This window comes from Kribbella sp. NPDC050241 (genome assembly GCF_044459685.1).
Classification (GTDB): Bacteria; Actinomycetota; Actinomycetes; order Propionibacteriales; family Kribbellaceae; genus Kribbella.
Genome location: NZ_JBITJE010000001.1, coordinates 1,275,319 through 1,300,899 on the forward strand (window position 1 = coordinate 1,275,319; position 25,581 = coordinate 1,300,899).

Here is a 25,581-nt window from a genome sequence, read left to right on the forward strand (position 1 = left end):
CCCGGGAACCGAGAGATCCGAACATCTCGCGGGTATTGCAGACTGTATGCAATCAGCTACCTTCGGAACAAGCGGCGTCGCCCCACGCCGCACTCCTGTGAGGAGCTCTCCGTTGAACACACCGTCGCTTCCGTCCCTGGACGCGCTTTCTGCCAGCACGCCGTACCGGAATCGGCCGTCGCGTCGCCGGATGCTGGGTTTGCTCGCGGCCGGAGCTTCCGGCGCGGTTCTCGCCGGCTGTGCGGACGACGCCTCGCCCGAGGTGACGCCTGCTGCCGAGCAGATCGCCGGCGGGACGTTGCCCCCGACAACGGGTCCGACACCCTCGCCGCTGTTGGCTGTTGTTGATGGCAACCAAGCGCTGCAGCGGCTGCTGGACGTCAATGCCCGCTTCGTGGCTGAGCGGGACGAGGATCTCGACGAGGGAATCGCGCGCAGGGTCGCGGTGAGCAAGGCGCAGCATCCGTTCGCGACCGTGCTCGGGTGTGTCGACTCCCGGGTCCCGATCGAGCTCGTCTTCGATCAAGGGCTCGGCGACCTGGTCGTCGTACGCAGTGCGGGTGAGGCGCTCGACCACTCCGTCACCGGCAGTGTGGAGTTCGGAGTCGCGGAATTGCGTACTCCTCTTCTCGTCGTCCTGGGCCATCAGCGCTGTGGTGCACTCGACGCGACGATCAAGGCGCTGGACTCGCCTCGGCGAACTGCGGAAGCCGGTGAGCTGGGGTACATCGTCGACGCCCTCGCGCCGGCCGTCCGTCAGGTCGCCGGGAAGGCGGGCGACCGCCTGACCAACGCCGTCCACGCGAACGTCGACCTGGTGCTCGCGAAGCTGCGCCAGTCGCCGGTGATCGGCCCGCTGGGGAAGTCCGGCAAGCTCAAACTCGTCGGCGCGTACTACGAACTCGACACCGGCAAGGTGACCGTCAGGTAGGCGGCGCCTGGAACAGTGGCAGCAGGTAGCGCGTCCAGACCGCGTGCTGGACGACGAGCACGGCGACCCACACCGCAGCCGGGACCAGTGTGCGGATCCACCACGCCAGCCGGTTGACGAGCAGAGCCATCACGATCATCACGATCGCAGTCAGCACGCCTAGTGCGAGATTCGCCGCGATCTGTTGGTGCAGCGGCGAGCAGGAGGCGTAGGTGCAGCGATCGTCCGGGCCCCAGAAGTACGCGCTGGTGAGCGCGGTGCCGACCACAGCCCAGAAGGCGACGGCCAGGCCCCCGATGACCTGGGCAACTGCACCTGGGAGCGAACCGCGCCCGGCCAGGCCGCCGATGGGGAGTCCGGTGACGAGCATCAGGAGGAGTGCTGAGAGCAGCGCCTGCGCGATCCACCGGTGATCGATGCCTGAACCCGAGTAGGTGACCCCGTGCCCGAGGTGGGAGGGATCGACCCGCGGCAGCGCCTCCATGAGGACGAAGGTGGGATACACGAGGACGACCAGTCCGATCGCGCCGAGCAGCAGAAGAGCAGCTTCGCTCCAGCGTCGGGCTCTGGTCGCGGTGGGTGTGGTCGTTCCGTTGACGTCGGTGGTCACGCGCAGAGTTGGGTGCGGAGGGTCTGGGTGGCCCATTCGACCCAGCGGTCGTGGGACCAGCCGCGGTCGCGGACGAAGAGCAGGTAGAGCTCGGGGCTGAGGATGCCGTAGAGCAGATCGGCGGCCTCGTCGACGGTCAGGCCTCTCCTGCGGCCCGACTTGGTGACGAGGGCCTCCGCGGCCGCGCGTTGTACGACGTACCGCAGGTCCTCGTCGGGTGGCCAGAGGGCGGAGACCTCCGGATCGTTCGCGACGGCGGACTCGAGGACGCGCATGATCGGTGCGACCCGGGCGAGGATGGCGCTGGAGCCGGGGACGTATTCAGCCAGCATGTCCGGGGCGGTGCGCATCGCGACCGCGTCGGTGAACCAGGGGCGCTCCATGGTCGCGACCGGCTCGGTGTCGCCGGCGATCGTGACGTCGACCAGTTCCTTCAGCAAGGCCCGCTTGTTGCCGAACACGAAGTAGATCGTCTGTACCGCGACACCGGCCTGGTCTGCCACGTCCTGCAGGTTGGTCGCGCCGTACCCGTCGGCGACGAACAGCTCTGTCGCGGCCTGGATGATCCGGCGGCGGGTCTCCTGCGCTTTCTCGGCCCGCTTGCTCGGTCGCTTGACAACGGTCATGACTAGAGTCTATCTCTAGATTCGTTCACTATAAGTCAACTCTAGAGAGAGGCACTAGTCATGTCGCTGATCGCGATCACGAAGTTCGAGGCCGTGACGAAGGACGCGGGGGAGGTGCTGGATCGGCACAACGCGCTGGTCGATGCGGTCCGGGCGTCGATCCCGGGGCTGACGGAGGCACGTCTCGGCCGGGTCGGGGAGAACCAGTGGGCCGGGGTGTGGCGCTGGGAGTCGGCCGACGACCTGAAGGCCGCGCGCGAGCTCGCGCCCACCCTGGCCGAGACGAAGGCGGCCTTCGCGCTGGTCCGTGAGGGTACGTCGGCCGTCGACGAGATCGAGCTGATCGAGGAGCGCTAGACCGCAGGCAACTCGGTCACCAGAAGCGTCGTGCACCCATAAGGAAGGCAGGGTGAGCTCCTCCAGCTCCAACTCCAGCTCCAGGCAGGCCGAGCGGGACGCCGCGCGTCGTGGCCAGGACCCTGGTGGCAGGACCTTGGTGGCAGGTCGCAGGTGGCAGGTGGCAGGTGGCTGGGCGGTCGGTGCGGCGTGACCGTGAACACCTTCTGGCGACCGTGAACAGGTCATGCCATGTCCGCGGTCCCCAGCTCCTGTCCGCGGTCCCGGGATCCTGTCCGCGGTCCCGAGGTCCTGTCCGCGGTCCCGGGGTCCTGTCCGCGGTCCCGGGGTCCTGTCCGCGGTCCCGGGATCTGTCCGCAGTCCCGGGGTCCTGTCCGCGGTCCCGGGGTCCTGTCCGCGGTCCCGGGATCTGTCCGCAGTCCCGGGGTCCTGTCCGCGGTCCCGGGATCTGTCCGCGGTCCCGAGGTCCTGTCCGCGGTCCCGAGGTCCTGTCCGCGATCCCGGGATCCTGTCCGCAGTTCCGGGATCCTGTCTGCGGTCCCCAGATCCTGTCCGCGGCGCCGGCCGGCTCACCCCGGCCGAATCTCCTGGGTGGGCACACAGCTAGATCTGCGGAAGCTCGGTGACCCTCAGAGTCGTACAGCCGTACGGGATGAAGGTGAGCTCCTCCGGCCCGCCGGTGGCAGGATCCGGGCCGGACGGGTCAGCGCCGACGGTCGTCGGGTCGGTGGAGTGGCTTGGGGTGGGTGGGGGTGCGGCTGCGGCGCCGTGTTCCAGGGGCCAGGGGATTTGGTGGGCTCGGACTTGGAGGTGGAGTGGGGCGGTGGCGGGGGAGAACGGGTTGGAACTGATCGGTTTCCGGGACAGGTGGGTGGGCTCGGGGTTGATCGCGTAGTTCCAGCGGGTGGTGGGGTGGACCTCCCAGGTGGCGTGGGGGTCTTCGCCGCCGATCTGGCGCCAGTCTTCGCCGATCGGGAGTGAGAACACCAGGGGGCCGCGCTCCAGGGTGACCGCTCCACCCGTACGAGGTACCGCCTGGACGCTCGCGCCGAGGTGCAGACGAAGGGTCTGATCGCCCGACACCTCAATCTCATGCACGGATCCGGGGGTGGGTTCCGGCGCGTGTTGGTGGTGGGGTGGGTTGGGGTCGGTGGGGGTGTTGATGGTCAGGGTGGGGTTGGTTGCCCAGGTGGGGATTCGGAGGCGGAGTCGGCCGGTGCCGTGGGTGGTGATTTCGACGTCGTCCGAGAAGGGGTAGGCGCCGGCTACGGAGACCGTGAGGCCGTCGTACTCGAAGGAGCAGGGGGCGTAGGAGAGGGCGGTGAAGGCGCCGTCGGGGGAGCGCATCCAGAGGTGGGAGGTGAAGCGGGGCCAGCCTTGGTGGCGGTTGGCGGTGCAGCAGCCGAAGTGGGGTTCGAGGCCGAAGACGTTCGCGTCCGGGCCGTTGTTCGTGTAGATGCGGTCCTCGGTGACGTGGCAGATCACCTGGTTGGCCTGCTGGACGTACTGATGGGTCCACTCGTCAGGCGTCGTACTGGCGGGCAGCGCGTTGAAGGCCAGCCGTTCGAGGCGGTCGGCGAGCGGCTCGACCGGACCGAAGGACTCGAGGGCGACCTCGAGCGAGGCGAGGTACTCGACGACTGTGCAGGTCTCGGTGCCCTGGCTCGGATGACGGCCGGCCAGGTGTTCGTCGCAGCTGAAGAGTCCATTGGCCTGGCCGTGACGGGCGTCCAGCTGCGCGATGAGGTGAAGGAGCCGCGCCTTCTGGTCGACCGACGCGTCATGGCGTTGCCACACCGGCATCGCCTTCAGGCCCATGGCGACGTTGACGCCGTGGGACGACAGGTGGCCGTCGTTCATCCAGTTGCCGTCGTGCTGCGCCTGGAACGCCCGTAACGTTGCCTCAGGCACTTTCCCGGTGAACGGCAGCCGATCGGCATACCCGAACCAGTCGAACCCCTGCTCCTTGCACTTCGCAGCCAGCCTCAGCAGCCAGTCCTCACCCGTCAGGTCGTGAAGCTGGTTGATCACCCACACGACGTCGGTCCACCGAGACCGCGCCCACTCCCGCAGTGGCCACTCGTCCAGCATCCCGTCGAGCAGGCGAAGAAACCTCAGCGCAGCCGGGACAACGCGCGGATCACCCGTCGCGTCGTGGTGCTGCAGCAGTGCCTTGAGCACAATGATCCGCGGCCAACTGTCGTGATCGGCGTACGTCGACTCGCCACTGCGCGGACCGAACCACCCGTCCTCCTGCTGGTGCTCGAGGATGTAGTCCACCCACCGCCGCACTTTGGCCTTCAACCGGTCATCGTCCAGCAGGTAGGCGACGCCGACGATCCCGTCGAGCCAGTACGGACCGCGCTCCCAACCCTCCGCATCCCCGCCGATCCAGCCACTCCGGGCCACATCCGGCCAGAACTCGTCCAGATGCCCAGCCATCCCGTCCGCCTGCAGTCGCAGCCGTTCCAGCAACCACCCCTGCGGGCTGAGGGTTGCCAGCGGCAACGGCCGGAGCGCGGGCTCGGTCAGCCCCGGCATCAGTCGATCTGGGTGAGGCGGCCGGTGTCGACGTCGTACATGAAGCCGCCGACCAGGATGTCCTCGCCGATGAGCGGGTGCTCGCGGACGGCGGCGACGTCACGGCGGAGCGCCTCGAGCTGGTCGGGGATGACGTTGATCGGCAGATAGCCGGCCGGCTTGCCGGCAGCCTTCTCCACCTGGGCGCGCAGGTCGTCTTCGGACATCGCGGCCATCGCGCAGCGGGTGTGCGGGATGACCATGATCCGGCGGACGCCGAGCAACTGGACGCCGAGCACCAGCCCGGTCATGGTGATCTCGGTGACCCGTCCACCCGCGCTGCGCAGGACCTTCGCGTCGCCCGGCTTCAGCCCGAGCATCTCCAGCGGTGGGATCCGCGAGTCCATGCACGTGACGACGCCGATGCCGGCGTGGGCCAGACCGTCGAAGCCGCCGTAGTGGAAGTCGGCGACGTACTCCGCGTTGGCGGCCAGCAGGTCCTCGAACCCGGTGCTCATCGGGCCTCACCTGGCACAGGGGTTCCGGCTTGCAGGATCGACATCGCGAACGGCTCCTTTCCGCAGGACTCCGGACGGGGTGGATCGGCGGCGACACTGGTCACCGGAACAGTCCAGGACCGGCCGTCGCGATGCCACACCGTCACAGCTTCAGGGTCTTCGCCCGCGACTCTGAGGGCATCCAGTGAGAGTTCACCGAGGAGACGGCGTACGGCGATCTCCGCGGCCTGACCGTGCTTGGTCCAGGTCGACCGGCCACGCAGTCCGGTCAGGACGGTCTCGCCGCGATCCGCGGCCGCGAGCACGGTGACGGCGGCCTCGGCGGTGAGGTGTCCGTGCATGGTGCCCGCGGGGAGCACGGTCGCGGTCGGCGCGAAGCGGTGCCCGCCCAGGTGGTTCGCCTCCCAGACCCGGCCCGGCGCGGCCGCGGACAGTGCCTTGACCAGCGGCCGTCCGAGCAGCGCGCAACACTCGTCACGCTTGCCATTCGTGCAGACCAGCATCACCGGATGGTCGACCTTGCTCAGCCCGGGCAGCGAGGCAACGGCCGCATCCCGATCGCCGCGGGCAACCGCGTCCAGGTCAAGCGTCCGCAGCGCCGCCGGCTCGTCGACCAGGCCTCCGAGCAACCAACTCCGCCCGGGCATCGTCGAGCCGACGTACACCTGGCGGGACCGTTCGATCGCGTCCGAGTGCCGGCCGGGAGCGCGAATCAGGCCGAACCTGACGTCCGCCTTCTTGCAGGCATCGTCGAATTTCCCACCGAACTCGGGATCGAGGTGACTGTGCGTCGGCGCCTTCGCACCCCAGGGACCCGGCTGCTCGACAACGACCCAGCCGCTCGCGACGACCGCCGTACCGGCCAGCGGCTCGCGCAACTCCCGGCAGAACGTCGAGCACAAGCCGGGCCTACCGGTCGCGTCGGGTCGAACAGTCACGTCATCACGGTACGCGAGGTGGGACGGCTGTCCGGCGTGATGCTCATCATCTGTGCACAACACCACGTCGGCCGAGCAGCAGGACGGCCAGAATCGCGGCGAGGAACGCGCACACCGCGGCTCCGGCGAAGATCGCGTGAACTTGTGAAATAGCCGCGTCGCGGAGCGCGTCCACGAAGGGCCGGCAGGAACCGGGCGCCGACGGGCACAGCTCGTTGGGCGAAGGGATGTCGTCGGCGATGGAGAAGTACCGCCGCAGTCCGATCGCTGTCAGCGCGGACACGCCTACCAGCATGCCGACCATGCGCGCCACCACAACGAGTGCGCTGACCAGACCGTGGGTGTCCGCGGGCGTCGCGCCGAGCATCGCCGTGTTGACCGGCGACAACGCCAGCCCGAACCCGAAGCCGCACAGCAACAGTACGACGGTCGCCGGGAAGTGATCGAGCGCGTTCCGCCCCCAGAACGCCATCACCACGAACATCGCCCCAGCCAGCGCCAGACCAGCGCCGGTGATGAGACCAAGCCCGAAGCGCCTAGTCAGCCACCCGCCGACGACCGCACCGACGGGCAGCGCGATCAGGAACCGCAGCAACACCAGCGCCGCGGCCAACTGCCCGCCGCCCTGAGTGGTCCGCGCGAAGACGGGTACGTCGACCAGCGCCGCGATCAACGCACATCCGACCAGGAAGCTGACCGCCAGCGAGCCCCAAGCCGGCCGGGCACCCAGCAGACCTCGCGGCACGATCGCCCGCGTCGTACGGCGTTGCCAGATCGCGAAGCCGACCGCGAAGACCGCGGCAGCGACCAGCAGCCATGGACCGGCCGGCGCCATCAGCTCACGCTCGGGGTCAGCAGTCGCGAACGCCAAGACCACGCCGGCCAGCGCGAGAGCCAGCAGGAGTGCGCCGACGAGGTCCACCTGCGACAACACAGCGCGCAACCGACCACGTGTCCGCCACAAGACCAGACCCAGCCAGACCAGGGCCAGAACGAGCGTGACCACGCCGATCGGCGTGAGCAGGCGGGACGACCCAGTGAAGGGCACGAAGGGCAAGCCCAGAGTGACGCCGGTCGCGAGTCGCTCAGGCGCGGTGATGGTCAGCCCGAGTGCGATGCAGGCGAGGACTCCGACCGCGGCTGACAGCGGTGGAGGCTTGAGGCCGCGGAGGAGGAGCGCGAGGAGAACAGCGACGGTCAGATTGAGCCAGAAAATGTACCGCCAGTCCGCGACCGCCAGCACCGCCGCACCGAGCAGCGGCCCGAGCACCGCCCCGAGTTCCTGGACTGCACCGACGACGCCGAGGGGGAGTCCACGCCGGTCAGCCGGCCACAGGTCGGCGACCAGGGCCAGCGTCGCGGGCACCAGCCCACCACCACCCACACCCTGAAGAAACCGACCGGTTACCACCAGCGAGAGGTCGTACGCCCCGGCCGTGATCAGCGACCCGACCGCGAACAGGATCAGCGCGCCGACGAGCACCGGCGTACGCCCGACCACGTCGGCGATCCGCCCGATCAGGGGCAGTACGGCGATGTAGCCGAGCAGGAACCCCGAGATGATCGGCGCGGCCCGCTGCAGTTCGTCCACCGACAGCCCGACGCCCGCCATCATGTCCGGCAGCGCCAGTACGACGACGTAGGTGTCCGCCGCGGCGAACGCCACCGCGATCGAGGCCAGGGTGAGCCTGGTCTTCGGGCTGCTCACCGGCGCCGCACGGCCGACGGGCGAGTCCTCGCTCACGGCTTGGTGATCTCGACCGTCTCGCCGTACTTGTCCAGGGTCACGTCGTAGCTGCTGGTGGCGCCCTCGTAGAACGGACCGGAGATGGTCGCCGCGACCAACTGCTTGGTGTCCTTGTCGATCTTGAAGGTGCTCGGGAAGTCCTGGTCGGCCGGCGCCTTCGGGAAGATGCCCTGCAACGACTTGCCCTGGACCGCGCCGGTGATCTCGGTCAGGACCTTGGCACCGTCCCTGGTCTCGCCCTTGATCTTCGGGTCCTTCACCTTCGGCAGGACCGAGGTCAGGCCCCTGGCCGGGTCGAGCAGGACGGCCGGGTCGGGTGCGCCGAGGCCGGCCAGTTGGGACGGTGTCAGTTCGAGGAATCGACCGGTGAGCGGGAGCTTCGCGTAGACCTTGCCGTCGACCGCGACGACCTCCGCGTCGATCGGCGAACCGGCCGCGCGCACGGTCAGCTTCCCCTTGAACGCCGGGGCATGGGTCGCGACGCCGTCACCGGACGCCAGCGCCTGCGCGGTCTCCGGCAGGTCGCGGCCGGTCAGCACGATGTGCACGCTGGCCGCCTCGTCGATGGCCTTCTTGGCCGCCGTGAGCATCGCGACCGGGTCGTCACCGGACTGGCCGCCGCCGTCCCCGGAATCCTTCTTGTCGCTGCACCCAGCCAGCGCCAGTACCAGCACCGCGCCGAGCGCGACGAGTCTCTTCATGGGGGTCAGCCTGCCATGTAACTGACACTGTCTGGAGCACACGCAGCAATCGGTTGAGCCACGGGTACGCCGGAGCCGTCGCGCCGCGGGTCGATCGGGGGCAACTCGACCGGGGCACCGCTGCTCGCACTGGCCCGCACCGGAGCCGCCCCGATGAATCCGAGCAGCAGCCCGTCCTCACCCTTGAGCAGCCGCTGGCACCGCACACCACCAGTGCCGCGCCCCTTGCCCGGGTACTCGCTGAACGGCGTCACCTTCACCGCGCCGACTTCGGTCCCCGGCAGCGCCGACGACGAGCCCGCGATGGTGACGACCTGCGCGTCGCGACCAGCGCTCACAGCACCGAAGAAGACCACCTTTGCGCCGGCGGTCAGGCGAACGCCCGCCATGCCACCCGCCGTCCGTCCCTGCGGCCGAACCGCGGACGCCGGGAAGTGCAGCAACTGCGCGTCCGACGTGATGAAGCACAGTTCCTCGTCGCCGGTGGTCAGCTCGACAGCGCCGATCACCTCGTCGCCCTCCTTGAGGCCGACGATCTCCCACGAGTCGCGGTTGCTCAGGTGGTCCGGGACGACCCGCTTGACCACGCCACCCGCCGTACCCAGAGCGACGCCGATCGAGTCCGGGTCCATCGTCGTGAGGGCAAGCGCCTTCTCGCCGGGCTCGAGCGAGACGAACTCGGCCACCGGCGCGCCACCCTGCAGGTTCGGCGCGTTCGCGGTCGTCGGTACGGCGGGCAGGTCGAGCGACTCGAGCCGGATCAACCGTCCCGCGCTGGTGATCAGGCCGTACTGACCGCGGGCCGTGCTCTTCACCGCGGACACGATCGCGTCGTGCTTCGCCCTGGTGTCGCCGGTCCCGAACGGCTCCACGCCATTCGTCCGGGCGAGCAGGCCGGTCGAGCTCATCAGGACCCAGCACGGGTCGTCGCTGACCTCGAGCGGCACGGTCGCGGTCTTGGTCGCACCCGACGACTCCAGCAGCACGGTCCGCCGCGGCGTGCCGTACGTCTTCGCGACCTCGGCCAGCTCGTCCGAGACCGTTTTCTTCAGCAGCGCCTGGTCCTCGAGGATCGCGGTCAGGCGCTCGATCTCGCGCTCCAGTTCGCCCTTCTCGGTCTCCAGCTCGATCTTGGAGAACTTCGTCAGCCGGCGCAGCGGCATGTCCAGGATGTAGTTGGTCTGCACCTCGGTGAGGTCGTAGATCTCCATCAGCCGGGTCCGGGCGGCGGCCGCGTCGTCGCTGGTCCGGATGATCTGGATGACCTCGTCGATGTCCAGGATCGCGATCAGCAGGCCGTCGACGATGTGCAGCCGGTCCTGCGCCTTCTTGCGGCGGAACTCGCTGCGCCGCCGGGTCACGTCGTACCGGTGGTCGAGGTAGACCTCGAGCAGGGTCTTCAGACCGAGGGTGCGCGGCTGGCCGTCGACCAGGCAGACGTTGTTGACGTGGAACGCGTCCTCGAGCGGGGTCAGCTTGTAGAGCTGCTCCAGCAGCGCCTCGGGCACGAAGCCGTTCTTGACCTCGATCACCAGCTGGGTGCCGTGGGTGCGGTCGGTCAGGTCCTTGACGTCGGCGATGCCCTGCAGCTTCTTGGACTGGACCAGGGTCTTGATCTTCTCGATCACCTTCTCCGGGCCGACGGAGTACGGCAGCTCGGTGACGACGATGCCCTTGCGCCGCGGCGTGACGTTCTCGACCCGGGCGGTGGCGCGCATCTTGAAGCTGCCGCGACCGGTCGCGTACGCGTCCTTGATGCCCTCCAGGCCGACGATCTTGCCGCCGGTCGGCAGGTCCGGGCCGGGGATGAACCGCATCAGGTCGTCGAGGTCGGCGGCCGGGGTCTTGATCAGGTGCCGCAGGGCCTGGATCACCTCGACCAGGTTGTGCGGGGCCATGTTGGTCGCCATCCCGACCGCGATGCCCGAGGCGCCGTTGACCACCAGGTTCGGGAAGGCGGCCGGCAGCACCGACGGCTCTTCCTCCTGGCCGTCGTAGTTCGGCTTGAAGTCGACGACGTCCTCGTCCAGGCCGGTCGTCATCGCCATCGCCGGCGGCGCCATCCGGCACTCGGTGTACCGCATCGCGGCGGGACCGTCGTCGAGTGAGCCGAAGTTCCCGTGGCCGTCGATCAGCGGGACCCGCATCGACCAAGGCTGCGCGGTCCGGACCAGCGCGTCGTAGATCGCGCCGTCGCCGTGCGGGTGGTACTTACCCATGACCTCACCGACGACGCGGGCGCTCTTCACATGTCCGCGGTCGGGGCGGATGTTGTTCTCCGCCATCGAGAACAGGATCCGACGCTGGACCGGTTTCAGTCCGTCTCGCGCGTCCGGCAGCGCCCGGGCGTAGATCACCGAGTAGGCGTACTCCAGGTAGCTGGCGCGCATCTCGTCGGCGACATCGACGTCGAGGATGCGCTCCTCGAAGTCCTCGGGCTCGGCGGTGGTGCTGGAACGGCGTGCCATGCGGGTTTTACTGCTCCTCGATCGAACCGGTACGGCGCCGCGACGGTCCGGCGCCGTGCCCATTGTCGCTGGTGAACGGCCTTTTGCCCGGCCACGACCCACCGTTGCGTCGGTCGATCCGCCCGATACCGGTCTATTCCACCGCAGCGGACGGCTGCGACCGGCGCAGGATGTACGTCGTCGGGGCCAGAGCGGACCCTACCGCCAGCGTCAGACAAAGTCCGGCGATACCCAGCAGCACACCCCACGGCACCGTCACCGGTACGTCGGTCATCCCCGACGTCATGGCGTGCCGGAGCAGTATCCCGACGGTGACCGTGATCGCCGTACCGAGGCTGAGGGCGACCACGCCGACCAGCGAGGACTCCCACAGGACCATCCGGCGGATCTGCGCCGGCGTGGCACCCAGCAGCCGCGAGGTGATGAATTCGTGTCGCCGCTGCAGACTGCCCATCAGGAGCGTGTTGGCGATCGCGATGGCGCTGTACAGCGCGGCCGGGCCGAGCAGCAGGATCAGCCCGAACTGGTTGCCCTTCCGCACGCCCTCGGCCTGCTCCGCTTCCCACTCGGCCGCCGGTACGGCGTGGTCGATCGTGCCGAGCAGATCGACACCGGGAGCGGGCAGAACGAAGCTCCGGTCGGGTACGGCGGACGGAGCGTGCTTGCGGGCGAGGTCGAGCGGGATCAGGAAGGACGGGCTGACTCCGAAGGCGTCCGGGACGATCGCGACGATCCGGAGCTTCGCGGCGGTCTTGTCCAGGAACGTGACCGACACCTCGTCGCCGACCTTGTAGCGCTCGAACCCGGACGTTTCCTTGCTTACGGCAACAGTGTTTCCGGTGAGCTTGCCCAGGTCACCGGACAGCGCGGTGAGATTGCGGGTCTGCGTGGCGATCGCCGGGTCGATCCCTTCGGCATCCTCGAGTTCGGCGTCGTCCTGGTCGATCCGGACGAATTGGAGCGGCAACCCGGCGTCCACCGTGCCCAGCCCGGCGTCGAGCTTGGCGGCACCAGTCACCACGATCGGTGCGCGAACGGAATCGCGGATCGTCGCCTCGGCGCTGTCGGCGGCGAAGCTGAGGCTGAGCACCATCGACCCAGCGACCGCCGAGATGGCCAGGATCGGCGCCGCCAGCGACGCACTGCGCCTTGGCGCGGCGACCACATTGCTGCGGGCCAGACTCCCGGAGGCCTTGGTCCAGGCGGTCAGCGGCAGCGCCCACAGCCGGCTGATCCACGGGACTACCAGCGGTGCGAGCAGGGTCAGCGCGATGACCAGGAGCATCGGCGTGAACATCGCCAGCGGCACCACGCCCTCGCCGGTCGACGGCCGGATCAGCGTCAGGAGCGTGATCGACCCGGCCATGAAGAGCAGCCCGAAGACGATCCGGACCGGCCCGATCCGCGGTGGCTCCAGTGCGGCCTCGCGCAGCGCATCGATCGGCCCGACCCGTCCAGCCCGCCGGGCCGCGGACCGGGCGCCGAGCATCGCCACGACCAGCCCGGCACCGACCGCGATCGCCAGCGGCACCCATGGCGAGGCCGGCTCCAGTTTCACGGGCGCCAGTTCGGTGTACGACGCCTTGCGCAGCAGCAGGGGAGTCGCCAACTGCGCCAGCACCGCACCGCTCAGCGCGGCCACGAGTGCGACCACGAACGCTTCGCCGAGGATCATCCGCCGTACCTGCCGTGGTGTCGCGCCGATGAGCCGAAGCAGACCGATCTCGCGGCGCCTGGACGCCACCGCGAAGGCGAACGTGCTGGCGATGACGAAGATCGTGATGAACCCGCTGATCGTCCCGACCATACTGAGGACGACCTGCAACCCGGACGTGTCCGCGCCGGAGGTCGGCACCCGGACCTGCCTCGGTGCGGCGTCGTTGCCGCCCAGCGTCGTCACGGTGATGCTGTCGGCGAGCGGGCCGCGGTAGGCGATGGTGGCGGCGGTCGCGGTGGCCGCGAGTCCCAGGAGGAAGACTCCGACGGCCAAGGCCACGAACGAACCGGCGTACAGGGAGCGGTGACGGCTGACCGTCTGGCGGCTGAGGTAGAACATCAGCGTTCCAGGTCGCTCATGGCCGCGGCGATCTGGCCCGGCGTACCGCGGTCGAGGTGACCCGCGATCAGCCCGTCGGACAGGAACAGCACCCGCTCGGCGTACGCCGCGGCCACCGGATCGTGAGTGACGATCACCACCGTCTGCCCGGCCCGGTCGGTTGCCTCGCGCAACAGCCCGAGGATCTGCCGGCTCGTCCCGCTGTCCAGCGCACCGGTCGGCTCATCGGCGAAGAACACCGATGGCCGGGTGATCAGCGCCCGCGCGATCGCGACCCGCTGCTGCTGCCCACCGGACAACTCGGCCGGCCTGCGCTTGGCCTTCCCCTCCAACCCGACCTGTTCGAGCACCCGATGGACGTCGCCCTGGCGCGGGCGGCGACCGGTCAACCGCAGTGGCAGTGCCACGTTGTCGTACACGGTCAGCGAAGGGAGCAGGTTGTACGCCTGGAAGACGAACCCCATCTCCTCCCGCCGCAACTTGGTGAGCGCGACCTCGTCGAGCCCGTTCAGCTTGGTCCCGCCCAGAACGACGCTCCCGCCGGTGGGCTGGTCGAGTCCCGCCGCACACTGCAGCAGCGTCGACTTGCCGGAGCCCGACGGACCCATGACGGCCGTGAACGAGCCCCGGGCGAAGTGGTACGTCACGCCTCGCAGCGCATCGACCGCCCCGGCTTTGGACCTGTAGGTCTTGGTGATGCCGTCCAGCAGCAAGGCCGGCGCCTCGGTGGGTACGACGCTCGGGTACGTCGGTGCGGTAGCGGTCATGGTTCCAGCCAACCGCCGGTACGGCGTTTGCACCCTGGCCTGTGGAGGAGACCTGTAGTAGCGCGCACGCTACCGTCCGGCGGGCCGCCCTGGACCTAGGGTGGCACGGTGGACAGATCCGTACCGATGACGCCGTGGGCAGCGCTCGCGTCACCGCGCTACGTGGTGTCGTCCTGGCCGTGGCGCAGCTACGCCTATCTGTTCACCTCGGTGCCGGTCGGTGTACTGACCTTCGCCATCCTCATCGTCGCGGCCGCGGCCAGCATCGTCCTGAGCCCGATCCTGATCGGGGTCCTGCTGCTGACGGCGTTCCCGCTGATCGGCGTCGCGATCGGCCGGATCGAGCGGTGGCGTGCCGGATTGGTGCTGGTCGGCGGCATCAAGACTCCGCACGCGGACATGCCCGCGTCGCTGTCTGTGCGGGAGAAGCTGAAGTTCCGCCGCCGCGAGCAGGCGTCGTTGCGGTCCGTCGGATACGGATTCGTCCTCGGCGTCTTCGTCTGGCCGCTCAGTGCCGCCGTGGCAGGGCTGAGTGCGGCCACCCTGCTCACGACGCTGGCCGCGCCGATCATTGCCGGCATCGACGAGATGGGGATGGGGCCGTGGATCCTGGACTCGACCCAGGAAGGGCTCATCTTCCTGGTCGCGTTCGGGCCACCGTTCTTCGTCGTCAGCTCCTACCTGGTCGGTGTGGTCGCCGGAGCAGAAGTGTCGCTGGCGAGGGCGATGCTCGGCCCGCGGCAGGACGAACTGCAGCGGAACCTGGCCGAGTTGCGGCGGTCGCGGCTGGATCTGGTGGACGCGTTCGAGACCGAGCGGGCCCGGATCGAGCGGCATCTGCACGACGGCGTACAGCAGCGGCTCGTCGGGCTCACGATGACGCTCGGACTGGCGGAGCTGGACGTGCCCGAGGGGGAGGGCCGGCGGCTGGTGGTGAAGGCGCATGCCGAGGCGGAGGCGGCGCTGGCCGATCTGCGCGAGGCGGTCCGCGGGATCCACCCGCGGGTTCTGGTCGACCACGGTCTGGAGGCCGCCGTACGGGAGGTGGCGGACCGCAGTCCGCTGCCGGTGACTGTGCAGATGGCGTTGCCGTCGCGGTTGCCGTCGCCGATCGAGGCGGCGGCGTACTTCGTGGTCAGTGAGGCGCTCGCGAACGTCGCGAAGCACGCGCGGGCCACGCACTGCGAGGTGGCCGGTTGGGTCGATCGGCAGCAGTTGGTCATCACGATCACCGACGACGGGATCGGCGGCGCGCGGGCCGGTGCCGGGACCGGACTGACCGGGTTGGTGACCCGATTGGACGCGTTGGGAGGCACACTCGTCATCGACAGCCCATCCGGTGGGCCGACACGACTGAGGATGGAGTGCCCGTGCCGACTCGGCGACTGAGCATCGTGCTGGCCGAAGACTCGCTGCTGTTGCGGGAGGGGCTGGCCAGCATCCTGGATCGCGCCGGGCACGAAGTACGCGACACCGTCGGAGACGCGGACACACTGCTGGCCGTCGTCCGCAAGGACCCTCCGGATGTGGTGATCACCGATGTCCGGATGCCGCCGGGGCACAGCGACGAGGGGCTACGGGCGGCTGCCGCGATCCGGGCCGAGCTTCCGTCGATCGGGATCCTCGTGCTGTCGCAGTACGTCGCGGATGCGTACCTGTCATCGTTGCTGGAGACAACGACCGGCGGGATCGGCTACCTGCTGAAGGACCGGGTCGGGCATGTCGCGGAGTTCCTCGAGTCGCTCGACCGGGTCGCCGACGGCGGGATGGTGGTCGACCCTGAGGTGGTGCGTCAGCTGCTGGCCCGGCGCCGGAACGACGGGCCGCTGTCGGCGCTCACGCCGCGGGAGCTGGAGGTGCTCGCGCTGATGGCCGAGGGCCGGGTGAACGCGTCGATCGCGGAGCAGCTGGTCGTCAGCGAGGCCGCCGTACGCAAGCACGTCGGCAACATCTTCGCGAAGCTGCAGCTCGACGAAGGTCTGGACCGGCGCGTCTCCGCCGTCCTCACCTACCTGCGGGGTTGAAGCTCGCGAGAGGATCTAGGTATGGACAGTGATATCCGGAAGATCCTGGCGGACTGCCAGACCTGGGCCGTGGTGGGGTTGTCGAACAACACGAGCCGGGCGGCGTACGGCGTGGCGCGGTTCCTGCAGGGGCACGGTAAGCGGATCGTGCCGGTGCACCCCGCGGCCGAGACCGTGCACGGCGAGCAGGGGTACGCGACGCTGGCGGACATCCCGTTCCCGGTGGACTGCGTGGATGTGTTCGTCCGGTCCGAGCTGGCCGGCGACATCGCGGACCAGGCGGTGGGAATCAACGCCAAGGCGGTGTGGTTCCAACTCGATGTAGTGGACGATGACGCCTACGCCCGGACGACGGCCGCGGGACTCACGATGGTGATGAACCACTGCCCGGCCATCGAGTGGGGGCGCCTCGGTCCGTCCTGACCAACCCAAGGGGCCTGATGTTCACGATCGACACTTCCACCGACTTCGGCAAGCGGATCGCGCGGCAGCTGGACGACGAAATCGTGGTGTGGCTGACCACGGTCGGCAAGTCCGGTACGCCGGCGCCGAACCCGGTCTGGTTCCTCTGGCACAACGGCGAGGTGCTCATCAGCAGTCAGCGGAACAAGGCCAAGCTGCACAACGTCGCCGCCCACCCGCAGGTGGCGCTGAACTTCAACGCCACCCACAGCGGGGGAGACGTCGGCGTCATCTCCGGTACGGCGGTGATCGACGAGCAGCCGATCTCCGGCGACGCCCTGGCCGCCTACAACGCGAAGTACGCCGACGACATCGCCGGCCTCGGGATGACCACCGACGGCTTCCACCAGGACTACTCGGTCCTGATCCGCATCACCCCAGAGAAACTGCGCGGTTTCTGAGTTGCTGATGCCCTCCCGGCCAGAGCCAGGAGGGCATCGCAGTGCTCAGTTCAGGTAGCCCTCGACGGTGTCGGCGGAGCGGGGCTGGGCGCTGTCGGGGTTCTCGCCGAACTCGCGCTTGGCGCGGCGCTGCCGGAGCAGGTCCCAGCACTGGTCGAGCTCGACCTCGAGGGACCGCAGACGGGCGTGCTCGTCGGCGTCGTTGATCTTCCCACCGGCGTGCTTGGTGCGGAGCTCGTGCTCTTCGGCGACCAGTTCGTCGATCCGGCTGAACAGGCTGTTGTCATCGGTCATGAGGAAACCGTACGCCCGTCCGGAAGCCGGGCGCGGGCGAGGAGTTCGGTGATGGCCAGGATCGCGATCGACTCGGACGCGATCAGGCCGAGCAGGACCACGAGCTGCAACGCGGCGGCCTCGGTGGGCGACGCGCCGCCGAGCACCATCCCGACGAACGCCCCGGGCAGCGACACCAGCCCCACCGTTCGGGTCTGGTCGAGCGCGGGCAGCAGCGCGTCGCCGGCCACCGGGCCGACCACCAGCTTGAACGCGTCCGGCGGGAGCAGCCCGATCGACAGCCCGGCCTCGAACTCGCCGAACCGGGTCCCGTACTCGCTCAGCATCCGCCGTCCGGCCAGCGTGGTGGCGGTCATCGTGCCGCCGATGATGATGCCGCCCATCGGCAGGATCGTCGCCGGGTTGCGCGGTACGACGCCCGGCCCGATCAGCAGCAGGAGTACGACGAACGCACCGAGACCGATCGCGGTCCCGCAGTACATCCACTGCTGTGGGATGACAGCGGTCTGATGGAGACGCCGCGTGCTGGTGAAGGTCGCGACCACGAACATCACCAGCACGAACGCGATGGCCCCGAGCGTGTGCTGCAGGGCGACCCCGACGACCGCGCCGACGGCGGCCAGCTGCACGACGGCACGCAGGGCCGCGGTGACGATCCCCTTGTCGTGCCGCGTTCCGGCGTACCGGGACGCGGCCACGCCGATCACGATCAGCAGCGGCAGGACGACAACCGCGGCGAGGCCCAGGCCGGTGTCGGGGGACATCCGCCCATTTCAGCACGCACCCCCTCGCCCGGGGTGCGCTGACTCACCCTTGCTTGAAGTCGGCCTCGTCGTACGTGTGCTCGCCGCCGGACCCGCTCTCCACCTTCGACGCCTCGTCCGCGCGCAGCTCGACCCGCCGGATCTTGCCCGAGATCGTCTTCGGCAGCTCGGCGAACTCGATCCGCCGGATCCGCTTGTACGGCGCCAGGTGCTCGCGGCAGAACCGCAGGATCTCGCCGGCCAGCTCCCGCGACGGCTGGTGCCCGGCGGCCAGTACGACGTACGCCTTGGGCACCGCGAGCCGGACCGGATCCGGCGACGGTACGACGGCCGCCTCGGCCACGGCCGGATGCTCGATCAGCACGGACTCCAGCTCGAACGGCGAGATCCGGTAGTCACTGGCTTTGAACACGTCGTCGGAGCGCCCGACGTACGTGATGTAGCCGTCCTCGTCCCGGCTCGCGACGTCGCCGGTGTGGTAGTAACCGCCGCGCATCACCTCGTCGGTCAGCTCCCGGGCGTCGCGGTAGCCGCGCATCAACGGGACCGGCGCCGGGGCCAGCTCGATGGAGATCTCGCCGTCGTCGCCGATCTCGTCGGTGGACGGGTCGATCAGCGCGATGCTGTAGCCGGGCAGCGGGCGGCCCATCGAACCGAGCTTGACCGGCTGGCCGGGCGGGTTGCCGATCTGGGCGGTTGTCTCGGTCTGGCCGTACCCGTCCCGGATGGTGATGTCCCAGGCGGTACGGACCTGCTCGATCACCTCGGGGTTGAGCGGCTCGCCCGCCGAGATGCACTCGCGGATCTGCACCTTCACCGCGGACAGGTCGGCCTGGATCAGCATCCGCCACACCGTCGGCGGCGCGCAGAACGTGGTCACGCCGTACGTCTGCAGGACCCGCAGCATCTTCTCGGCGTCGAAGCGGGTGTAGTTGTACAGGAACACGGTCGCGCCGGCGTTCCAGGGCGCGAAGACGTTGCTCCAGGAGTGCTTCGCCCAGCCGGGGGAGGAGACGTTGAGGTGGACGTCGCCGGGCTGGAGACCGATCCAGTACATCGTCGACAGGTGACCGACCGGGTAGCTGACCTGTGTGTGCTCGACCAGCTTCGGCTGGCTCGTCGTACCCGAGGTGAAGTAGAGCAGCAGCGAGTCGTCGGCCGCGGTGTCGACTTCGGGGACCGGTCCGTCGTACGTCGCCGCGTCGTCGTACTGCAGCCAGCCCTCGACCGGTGCGCCGACGGCGACGCGGATGCAGTCGTCGGCGATACCGGCGTACCGGCCGGCCTCCGCGCTGCTGGTGACGACTGCACGAACACTGCCGCGGGTGATCCGGTCCGCTAGATCGGCGTCGGTGAGCAGCGTGGTGGCGGGGATCATGACAGCGCCGGCCCGGATGCAGCCGAGCATGGTCTCCCAGAGCGGGACGGTGTTGCCGAGCACGATCAGCACCCGATCGCCTGGCCTCAGACCGGCTTCGGTGAGCCAGCCGGCGACCTTGCGGGACTGCTCGGCCATCTCGGCGTACGTCCGTGAGTTGACCTCACCGTCCTCCTCGACGATGGTCAGCGCGGCCACCTCGGGCTGCTCGACCGCCAGCGCGTCGAACCAGTCCCGGGCCCAGTTGAACCGCTCGAACCGCGGCCAGCTGAAGTCCCGGTACGCCGTCTCGTAGTCCTCCCGATGCGCCACCAGGAAGTCCCGCGCCGCCCGGAACTCCCGCGTCACGTCCGCCGTGCTCTGCTCACCGCTGTCCGCTGGGCTCATGACCGCACTATTGCCCAACCACTACCGCTCGGTAAACCGTGCCACTCCGCCGGTCGGGGGTGCCGCGGCACCATCTCGTGGGTTGACCCACGAGATGGTGGGTTGGCTACCCGCCTGCCGCTGGCCAACCCACTGTCTGATGGGTCAGCCCACCAAATGGGGCTCATCGCGCGGTCTCGTGGGTCAGCCGAGCGCCAGTACCGCGCCGGTGACGACGAGTGGGGTGAGGATGAGGCCGCGCCACAGGAACGACCACCAGGTGATGTCGACGCGGGCGGCGTCGCAGCGGGCTCGCCACAGCAGAGTGGCCAGGGACCCCCAGAGAGTGAGGAGGCAGCCGCAGTTGACGCCGATGAGCAGCGCCATCATCCGGTGGGCGTCGTTCGACGCGACCGGCTCCATCGCCAGGTACGCCGGGAGGTTGTCGACCAGGTTCGCCCCGAGGGCCGCGGTCGCGCTCAGCCGGAGCTCGGACGTGGTCCCGGCGACCCGGTTCAGCAAGCCCTCCAGCCCGTGGTCGGTGAGGAATCCGACGACGGTGAACAACACCACCACGGTGATCACAAGCTTCGCCGGGATCAGCGACCACCTGAGCGTCGACCGCCGCCGTACCGCGAACAGCACGACGAGCACCACCGCTCCGATACTCGCGGGCACTGCCACCTCGATCCCGGACACGAACGCCGGTCCGAGCAGCACGCACACGCCGGCCGCACCCCAGAACAGCACCTTGTCGTCCACCTGAGGAGTCGGCGGTACGACGTACTTCCGGCCGAGGTCCCGGTGGAACAGGACCGCGAGCACGGCGACCGTGATCACGATCGCGGCGATCGCCGGCCGCCAGCTCACCGAGAGGTACTCGACGTCGAGCTTGCGGAACTGATGGAGCGCGAGCAGGTTGGTCAGGTTCGACACCGGGAGTAACAACGAGGCGGTCCCGGCCAGCCAGACGGTGGTGAACGCGAACAACTTCGGCGGGACGTCCAGCTGCCGGGCCATCGCGAGCACGACCGGGGTAAGCAGGACCGCACACGTATCGAGGGACAGCACGATCGTCAGCCCGGTGGCGAGCGCCACGACGAGCAGCCACAACCGCCAGACCTTGCCCCGAGCCAGGTGGGCCGCCTCCCGGGCGGCGACGTCGAACACCTTGGCCTCGTCGGCCAGCTCGGCGATCACGGTCACCGCGCTCAGGAACACCAGCACAGGCGCGATTCGCGCGATCAAAATGCACGACCTCCCACCGGGCTGGTTGAGTAGGCTGGGCCGGGTGACCCCGCCGGAGCAGGACCTCCACCACCCGGCCGGATACCCGGACGGCTACGAGGCGGACGTCGTACTCCGGGATGGCGCTACCGCGCATCTGCGGCCGATCACTCCGGGTGACGCTGATCTGCTGGTGGCGTTCTACGCCCGCGTATCCGAACAATCGAAGTATTACCGCTTCTTCGCCCCGTACCCCCAGCTGTCGGACCGGGATGTGGCGCGATTCACGCAGGTCGACTACCACGACCGGCTGGCACTGATCGTCACCGTCGGTAGCGAGATGATCGGCGTCGGACGGTACGAGCGGACCGGCCGGCAGACCGCGGAGGTCGCCTTCCTGATCGAGGACGCCCACCAGGGCCGCGGCCTCGGGCAGTTGTTCCTCGAGCATCTGGCCCAGGCGGCCCGGGAGAACGGCATCCACCGGTTCGTCGCCGAGGTGCTGCCGGACAATCGGAAGATGATCACCGTCTTCGCCGAGGCCGGTTACAAGGTGGCCCGGGAGTTCGAGGACGGCGTGATCGTGGTCGAGTTCGACATCGCGCCGACCGACACCTCGTTCGGCGTGATGCAGGCCCGGGAACAGCGCTCCGAGGCCTTGTCGATCGCGCGGCTCCTGACGCCCAACGCGGTCGCGGTGATCGGAGCGAGCCGGCGCGAAGGCACGATCGGGAACGCGCTGCTACGCAATCTGCGCGACGGCGGATTCCCCGGCCGCCTGTACGCCGTCAACACCGACACGAAGGCCACCGAGATCGAGGGCGTTCCGGCGTACCCGACGATCCGGGACGTGGACGACACGGTCGACCTCGCGGTGGTCGCCGTACGCGCCGAGTTGGTGGCGGACGTCGTCCTGGACTGCGCCGCGAAGGGTGTGCGCGGGCTGGTCGTGGTGTCGAGCGGGTTCGCCGAGATCGGTGCCGAAGGCCGGAAGCTCCAGCGATACCTGGTCGGTCTGGCCCGGTCCTACGGGATGCGGGTGATCGGGCCGAACGCGCTCGGTCTGATCAACACCGCGCCCGGGGTGTCGCTGAACGCGACGTTGTCACCGTTGATGCCGAGCAAGGGCCGGGTCGCGTTCTTCTGCCAGTCGGGTGCGCTCGGCGTGCCGATCCTGGCCGACATGGTCGGCCGTGGCCTGGGGTTGTCGACCTTCGTCTCGGCCGGCAACCGGGCCGATGTGTCGGGCAACGACCTCATGCAGTTCTGGTACTCCGACGAGGCGACCGAGGTCGTGCTGCTGTACCTGGAGTCGCTGGGCAACCCGCGCAAGTTCAGCCGGGTCGCGCGCCGGCTCGCCCGCCGCAAGCCGGTGATCGCGCTGAAGTCCGGTCGCGCCACCCAAGGAGTGCCGCTGGGCCAGATGGTCCGGCGCAGTCAGTTGCCTGCCGCCACCATCGAATCGCTGTTCCGGCAGAGCGGGCTGATCGGCGTCGACACCACCGGCGAGTTGTTCGACGTCGCCCAACTGCTGGCCCACCAGCCGTTGCCGAAGGGCCGCCGGGTCGCGATCGTCAGCAATTCCGACGCCCTGACTCTGCTCGCGCTCGACACAATGGCGGGCTGTGGCCTGGACGTGGCAGGGGAGCCGTACAACCTCAGCGCGGACGCGACGGCCGAGGACTTCGGACTGGCGCTGTCGGAGGTGTTCGAGGACGAGCGGGTGGACTCCGTCGTGGTGATCTACACCCCGCCGGTGCAGTCGAACGGCGCCGCGGTCGCTCAGGTTCTCGCGGCTGCCGCGGCCGGGTCGGACAAGCCCGTCGTCTCCACGTTCCTCGCCTCGCGCAGCGTGCCCGAGGAGCTCCGCGTCCCGGACGACCACGGCGGTGCGGCCCGCGGCTCGATCCCGTCGTTCCTCAATCCGCAGTACGCCGTGGGTGCCCTGGCGAAGGCAACGCAGTACGGCGAATGGCGGCGGCGATCGGACAGCCGGATCCCGGACCTGGCGGACGTGGACACTCCTGGGGCCGAGGACTTCGTCGCCGAGTTCCTGCAGCGGCATCCGAGTGGCGCCGACCTGGACGATGCGGACCGGCAGCGGCTGCTCAGTTTCTACGGGATCAACGTGCTGCCGGCGTTCCCGGTGCTGAGCGCGGACGAGGCCGTGGCGCGCGCGGCGGATCTCGGGTTCGAGGTGATCCTCAAAGCGACCGCGGAGCAGTGGCGGATGCGGCCGGATCTGGCCGACATCTGGCGGCACATCCACGACGAGGACGATATGCGCGCGGCCTGGGCGGAGATGACGCAGATGTTCGGGGTCGCGGCCGATCCGGCCCGGGCCCAGTTCGTCGTACAGAAGATGGCGCCGCCCGGCGTACCCGTGGTCATCTCCGCGCTCGAGGACGTGTCGTTCGGACCGGTTGTGACGTTCGGCCTGTCCGGGGTCGCGACCGACCTGCTCGGCGACCGCTCGTACCGGATGCCGCCGCTGACGACGCGGGACGCCGCGGAGATGGTCCGCGAGGTTCGCGCGGCGCCGCTGCTGTACGGCTACCGCGGCTCCGATCCGGTCGACATCGCCGCGATCGAGAGCCTCCTGCACCGGGTGTCCCGGCTGACCCTCGACCTGGAGGAGGTCGTGCGCCTGGACCTGCGGTCGGTCCTGGCCGCGGCCGAGGGCGCCACGGTCCTGGACACCACGATCCGCATCGCCCCGAACGAGAAGCCCCGCCAGGACGCCCCGGCCCGCCGCCTGACCTGATCAGGTCCGCGCGTAGATGCTGTCGGTGCGGCTGAGCAGGCGCGCATCGACCAGTTCGCGTCGAAGCGCGGCGTGGTCCGGGTGCCAGTGGTTCAGGATCTCGTTGACCTCGGACTCCGGGTAGCTGCGGCCGGGTTCGAAGCTCGTCACCAGATGCTCCAGCACGATCCGGAACTTCTCCGGGAAGGTCGGGAAGTGGGTCAGCCGGCCGTCGCGGATGAAGGACCTCAGTACGGCGTCCCGCTCCGGATCGGGATCGAGCGGCACCCATTCCGGACGGCTCTCGCGGACCGCGTCCTTGAAGGCCGACTCGTCTGCCTGCAGACGATCACCGTCGGCCGTCACCAGACCGCCCTTGAACAACCGCTGCAGGGCTTTGACGACGACAGGCTGGGCCAGTCCGGTGCTCCCGGCAACCTCATCCGCGGTGGTGGCGCCGAGGACGACGGCGGAGTACGTCCGCAGCCTCGACGGTTCGGCCAGGAGTCCACAGAGCTGGTCGGCGTTCATGCCTTCCACGCTAATGTCGGCCGCAACCCGATTTCGCCGCCGTGTCGACCGGCACCGTGACAGGATCTGGGTCATGCAGCCTGGTCCGCACAATGCGATCACCGATGTCCCTGGAGTTCTCGTCGGCCAGGTCGAGCGCGTCGACGCGCCGTACCTGACCGGTACGACAGTCGTCCACGTGCCCGGTACGGCGGTGGCCGGTGTCGACGTCCGCGGTGGCGCACCCGGCACGCGCGAGACAGACCTGCTCGACCCGGTGAACTCGAACGCCGGTGTGAACGCGATCGTCCTGACCGGCGGCAGCGCCTACGGTCTCGACACGGCCGGCAGCGTGATGCGCTGGCTGGAGGAACGCGGCGAGGGAGTGCGGGTCGGGCTGGGCGACAACGAGGTGGTCCCGATCGTCCCGACCGCGGTGATCTTCGATCTCGGTCGCGGTGGCGACTTCCGGGCCCGGCCCGAACCGTCCTGGGGCGCTGACGCGATCGCCGCCGCCACCGACGGACCGGTTGCCCTGGGCAACCACGGCGCCGGCGCGGGCGCACGAGCCAGGTCGTTGAAGGGTGGCGTCGGCTCGGCCAGCGTCCGGCTCGACGACGGCTCGATTGTCGGTGCACTGGTGATCGTGAACGCGGCCGGCTCGACGGTCGACGGCGACGGCAACCTGTACGGCGCTCGCTACGGCATCGGCGACGAGTTCATCCACCTGCGGACGCCGACCGAGGCACCACCGCCGGCCGCACCCGGCCGCAACCTGATCCCCGGCCCGCCCATGAACACGGTGATCGCTATCGTGGCGACCGACGTACCGCTCGAGAAGGCGGCGGCGAAGCGGATGGCGATGGTGGCGCACGACGGATTGGCTCGGGCGCTCGACCCGATCCATACGCTGGTCGACGGCGACAGCATCTTCGCCCTGTCGACCCGCCTACCTGACGACGACCGGCCGCGGTTGAGCGTCACCGATCCAACCGCACTCGGGCAGCTGGAAACGGTGTTCGCGGCCGGGTCCCGCACGCTGTCTCGTGCGATCGTGCACGCGATGCTCAACGCCCAGACCGTCGAGACGTCGGCCGGCGCCATCCCCAGCTACCGCGACGCCTACCCGTCAGCCTTCCGGACCGAGTGACGTACGACTCCAGTACTACGCCG

General features: G+C 69.3%; 23 protein-coding genes. 8 read left to right on the forward strand and 15 right to left on the reverse strand.

Annotation, left to right across the window (positions count from 1 at the left end):
• Positions 1-112 precede the first annotated feature (112 nt).
• Positions 113-931 (forward strand): carbonic anhydrase, encoded by an 819-nt coding sequence (locus ACIBG5_RS06030; RefSeq protein ID WP_396390380.1) that lies wholly within the window; start codon positions 113-115, stop codon positions 929-931.
• On the opposite strand, the gene ACIBG5_RS06035 is transcribed toward ACIBG5_RS06030, so the two are convergent.
• Complete coding sequence (locus ACIBG5_RS06035; protein ID WP_396390381.1) at positions 924-1,541, reverse strand: hypothetical protein; 618 nt, start codon at positions 1,539-1,541, stop codon at positions 924-926. The two genes, ACIBG5_RS06030 and ACIBG5_RS06035, sit on opposite strands and share 8 nt — an antisense overlap.
• Complete coding sequence (locus ACIBG5_RS06040) at positions 1,538-2,167, reverse strand: TetR/AcrR family transcriptional regulator (RefSeq protein ID WP_396390382.1); 630 nt, start codon at positions 2,165-2,167, stop codon at positions 1,538-1,540. The genes ACIBG5_RS06035 and ACIBG5_RS06040 overlap by 4 nt, the downstream gene beginning before the upstream one ends.
• Before the next feature lie 60 nt (positions 2,168-2,227).
• Between ACIBG5_RS06040 and ACIBG5_RS06045 the strand changes: the two genes are divergently transcribed.
• Entirely contained in the window at positions 2,228-2,524 is a 297-nt protein-coding gene (locus ACIBG5_RS06045) for a hypothetical protein (RefSeq protein ID WP_396390383.1), read from the forward strand.
• 603 nt (positions 2,525-3,127) lie between these two features.
• Here the strand turns inward: ACIBG5_RS06045 and ACIBG5_RS06050 are convergent.
• The 8 genes from ACIBG5_RS06050 to ACIBG5_RS06085 form a co-directional block, all read right to left on the reverse strand.
• Complete coding sequence (locus tag ACIBG5_RS06050; protein ID WP_396390384.1) at positions 3,128-5,065, reverse strand: beta-L-arabinofuranosidase domain-containing protein; 1,938 nt, start codon at positions 5,063-5,065, stop codon at positions 3,128-3,130.
• On the reverse strand, positions 5,065-5,562 hold the full coding sequence (locus ACIBG5_RS06055) for a beta-class carbonic anhydrase (RefSeq protein WP_396390385.1): 498 nt from the start codon (positions 5,560-5,562) through the stop codon (positions 5,065-5,067). The genes ACIBG5_RS06050 and ACIBG5_RS06055 overlap by 1 nt, the downstream gene beginning before the upstream one ends.
• Positions 5,559-6,500, reverse strand: a complete 942-nt coding sequence (locus ACIBG5_RS06060) for a sucrase ferredoxin (RefSeq protein WP_396390386.1) — start codon at positions 6,498-6,500, stop codon at positions 5,559-5,561. The genes ACIBG5_RS06055 and ACIBG5_RS06060 overlap by 4 nt, the downstream gene beginning before the upstream one ends.
• A gap of 46 nt (positions 6,501-6,546) precedes the next feature.
• Positions 6,547-8,244: an MFS transporter gene (locus tag ACIBG5_RS06065; RefSeq protein ID WP_396390387.1), complete on the reverse strand. Its 1,698-nt coding sequence runs from the start codon at positions 8,242-8,244 to the stop codon at positions 6,547-6,549.
• The gene (locus ACIBG5_RS06070; protein WP_396390388.1) at positions 8,241-8,948 is read right to left on the reverse strand and encodes an LppX_LprAFG lipoprotein; all 708 of its coding nucleotides are present in this window, start codon (positions 8,946-8,948) and stop codon (positions 8,241-8,243) included. The genes ACIBG5_RS06065 and ACIBG5_RS06070 overlap by 4 nt, the downstream gene beginning before the upstream one ends.
• Before the next feature lie 5 nt (positions 8,949-8,953).
• The gene (locus tag ACIBG5_RS06075) at positions 8,954-11,416 is read right to left on the reverse strand and encodes a DNA topoisomerase (ATP-hydrolyzing) subunit A (RefSeq protein ID WP_396390389.1); all 2,463 of its coding nucleotides are present in this window, start codon (positions 11,414-11,416) and stop codon (positions 8,954-8,956) included.
• A 133-nt stretch (positions 11,417-11,549) separates the two neighbouring features.
• Positions 11,550-13,472 carry an FtsX-like permease family protein gene (locus ACIBG5_RS06080; protein ID WP_396390390.1) on the reverse strand — a complete coding sequence of 641 codons (1,923 nt, stop codon included), beginning with the start codon at positions 13,470-13,472 and terminating at the stop codon, positions 11,550-11,552.
• A complete protein-coding gene (locus tag ACIBG5_RS06085) occupies positions 13,472-14,239 on the reverse strand; it encodes an ABC transporter ATP-binding protein (protein WP_396390391.1) in 768 nt (255 codons plus the stop codon). The genes ACIBG5_RS06080 and ACIBG5_RS06085 overlap by 1 nt, the downstream gene beginning before the upstream one ends.
• A gap of 108 nt (positions 14,240-14,347) precedes the next feature.
• Here ACIBG5_RS06085 and ACIBG5_RS06090 point away from each other — a divergent pair, with 108 nt between their 5' ends.
• The 4 genes from ACIBG5_RS06090 to ACIBG5_RS06105 are packed head-to-tail and all read left to right on the forward strand — an operon-like array spanning position 14,348 to position 17,126.
• Complete coding sequence (locus ACIBG5_RS06090) at positions 14,348-15,628, forward strand: sensor histidine kinase (RefSeq protein ID WP_396390393.1); 1,281 nt, start codon at positions 14,348-14,350, stop codon at positions 15,626-15,628.
• Positions 15,610-16,263, forward strand: coding sequence for a LuxR C-terminal-related transcriptional regulator (locus ACIBG5_RS06095; protein ID WP_396390394.1), 654 nt, complete (start codon positions 15,610-15,612; stop codon positions 16,261-16,263). The genes ACIBG5_RS06090 and ACIBG5_RS06095 overlap by 19 nt, the downstream gene beginning before the upstream one ends.
• Positions 16,264-16,284: 21 nt before the next feature.
• A complete protein-coding gene (locus ACIBG5_RS06100) occupies positions 16,285-16,686 on the forward strand; it encodes a CoA-binding protein (protein ID WP_360448890.1) in 402 nt (133 codons plus the stop codon).
• Between the two features lie 17 nt (positions 16,687-16,703).
• Positions 16,704-17,126 carry a TIGR03667 family PPOX class F420-dependent oxidoreductase gene (locus ACIBG5_RS06105; RefSeq protein WP_396390396.1) on the forward strand — a complete coding sequence of 141 codons (423 nt, stop codon included), beginning with the start codon at positions 16,704-16,706 and terminating at the stop codon, positions 17,124-17,126.
• A gap of 45 nt (positions 17,127-17,171) precedes the next feature.
• Here ACIBG5_RS06105 and ACIBG5_RS06110 read toward each other — a convergent pair whose 3' ends face one another.
• From ACIBG5_RS06110 to ACIBG5_RS06125, 4 genes are all read right to left on the reverse strand, one after another.
• A complete protein-coding gene (locus ACIBG5_RS06110; protein WP_396390398.1) occupies positions 17,172-17,420 on the reverse strand; it encodes a DUF2630 family protein in 249 nt (82 codons plus the stop codon).
• Positions 17,417-18,184 (reverse strand): ABC transporter permease, encoded by a 768-nt coding sequence (locus tag ACIBG5_RS06115; protein ID WP_396390399.1) that lies wholly within the window; start codon positions 18,182-18,184, stop codon positions 17,417-17,419. The genes ACIBG5_RS06110 and ACIBG5_RS06115 overlap by 4 nt, the downstream gene beginning before the upstream one ends.
• Positions 18,185-18,227: 43 nt before the next feature.
• Complete coding sequence (locus ACIBG5_RS06120; protein ID WP_396390400.1) at positions 18,228-19,949, reverse strand: AMP-binding protein; 1,722 nt, start codon at positions 19,947-19,949, stop codon at positions 18,228-18,230.
• A 183-nt stretch (positions 19,950-20,132) separates the two neighbouring features.
• Complete coding sequence (locus ACIBG5_RS06125; protein ID WP_396390401.1) at positions 20,133-21,176, reverse strand: SLC13 family permease; 1,044 nt, start codon at positions 21,174-21,176, stop codon at positions 20,133-20,135.
• Positions 21,177-21,219: 43 nt separating this feature from the next.
• Between ACIBG5_RS06125 and ACIBG5_RS06130 the strand changes: the two genes are divergently transcribed.
• Positions 21,220-23,919 carry a GNAT family N-acetyltransferase gene (locus ACIBG5_RS06130; protein ID WP_396390402.1) on the forward strand — a complete coding sequence of 900 codons (2,700 nt, stop codon included), beginning with the start codon at positions 21,220-21,222 and terminating at the stop codon, positions 23,917-23,919.
• Here ACIBG5_RS06130 and ACIBG5_RS06135 read toward each other — a convergent pair whose 3' ends face one another.
• Complete coding sequence (locus ACIBG5_RS06135; RefSeq protein ID WP_396390403.1) at positions 23,920-24,429, reverse strand: DUF2087 domain-containing protein; 510 nt, start codon at positions 24,427-24,429, stop codon at positions 23,920-23,922. It abuts the gene before it with no gap.
• Between the two features lie 73 nt (positions 24,430-24,502).
• On the opposite strand from ACIBG5_RS06135, the gene ACIBG5_RS06140 reads away from it, so the two are divergent.
• Positions 24,503-25,558 (forward strand): P1 family peptidase, encoded by a 1,056-nt coding sequence (locus ACIBG5_RS06140; RefSeq protein WP_396390404.1) that lies wholly within the window; start codon positions 24,503-24,505, stop codon positions 25,556-25,558.
• Positions 25,559-25,581 lie beyond the last annotated feature (23 nt).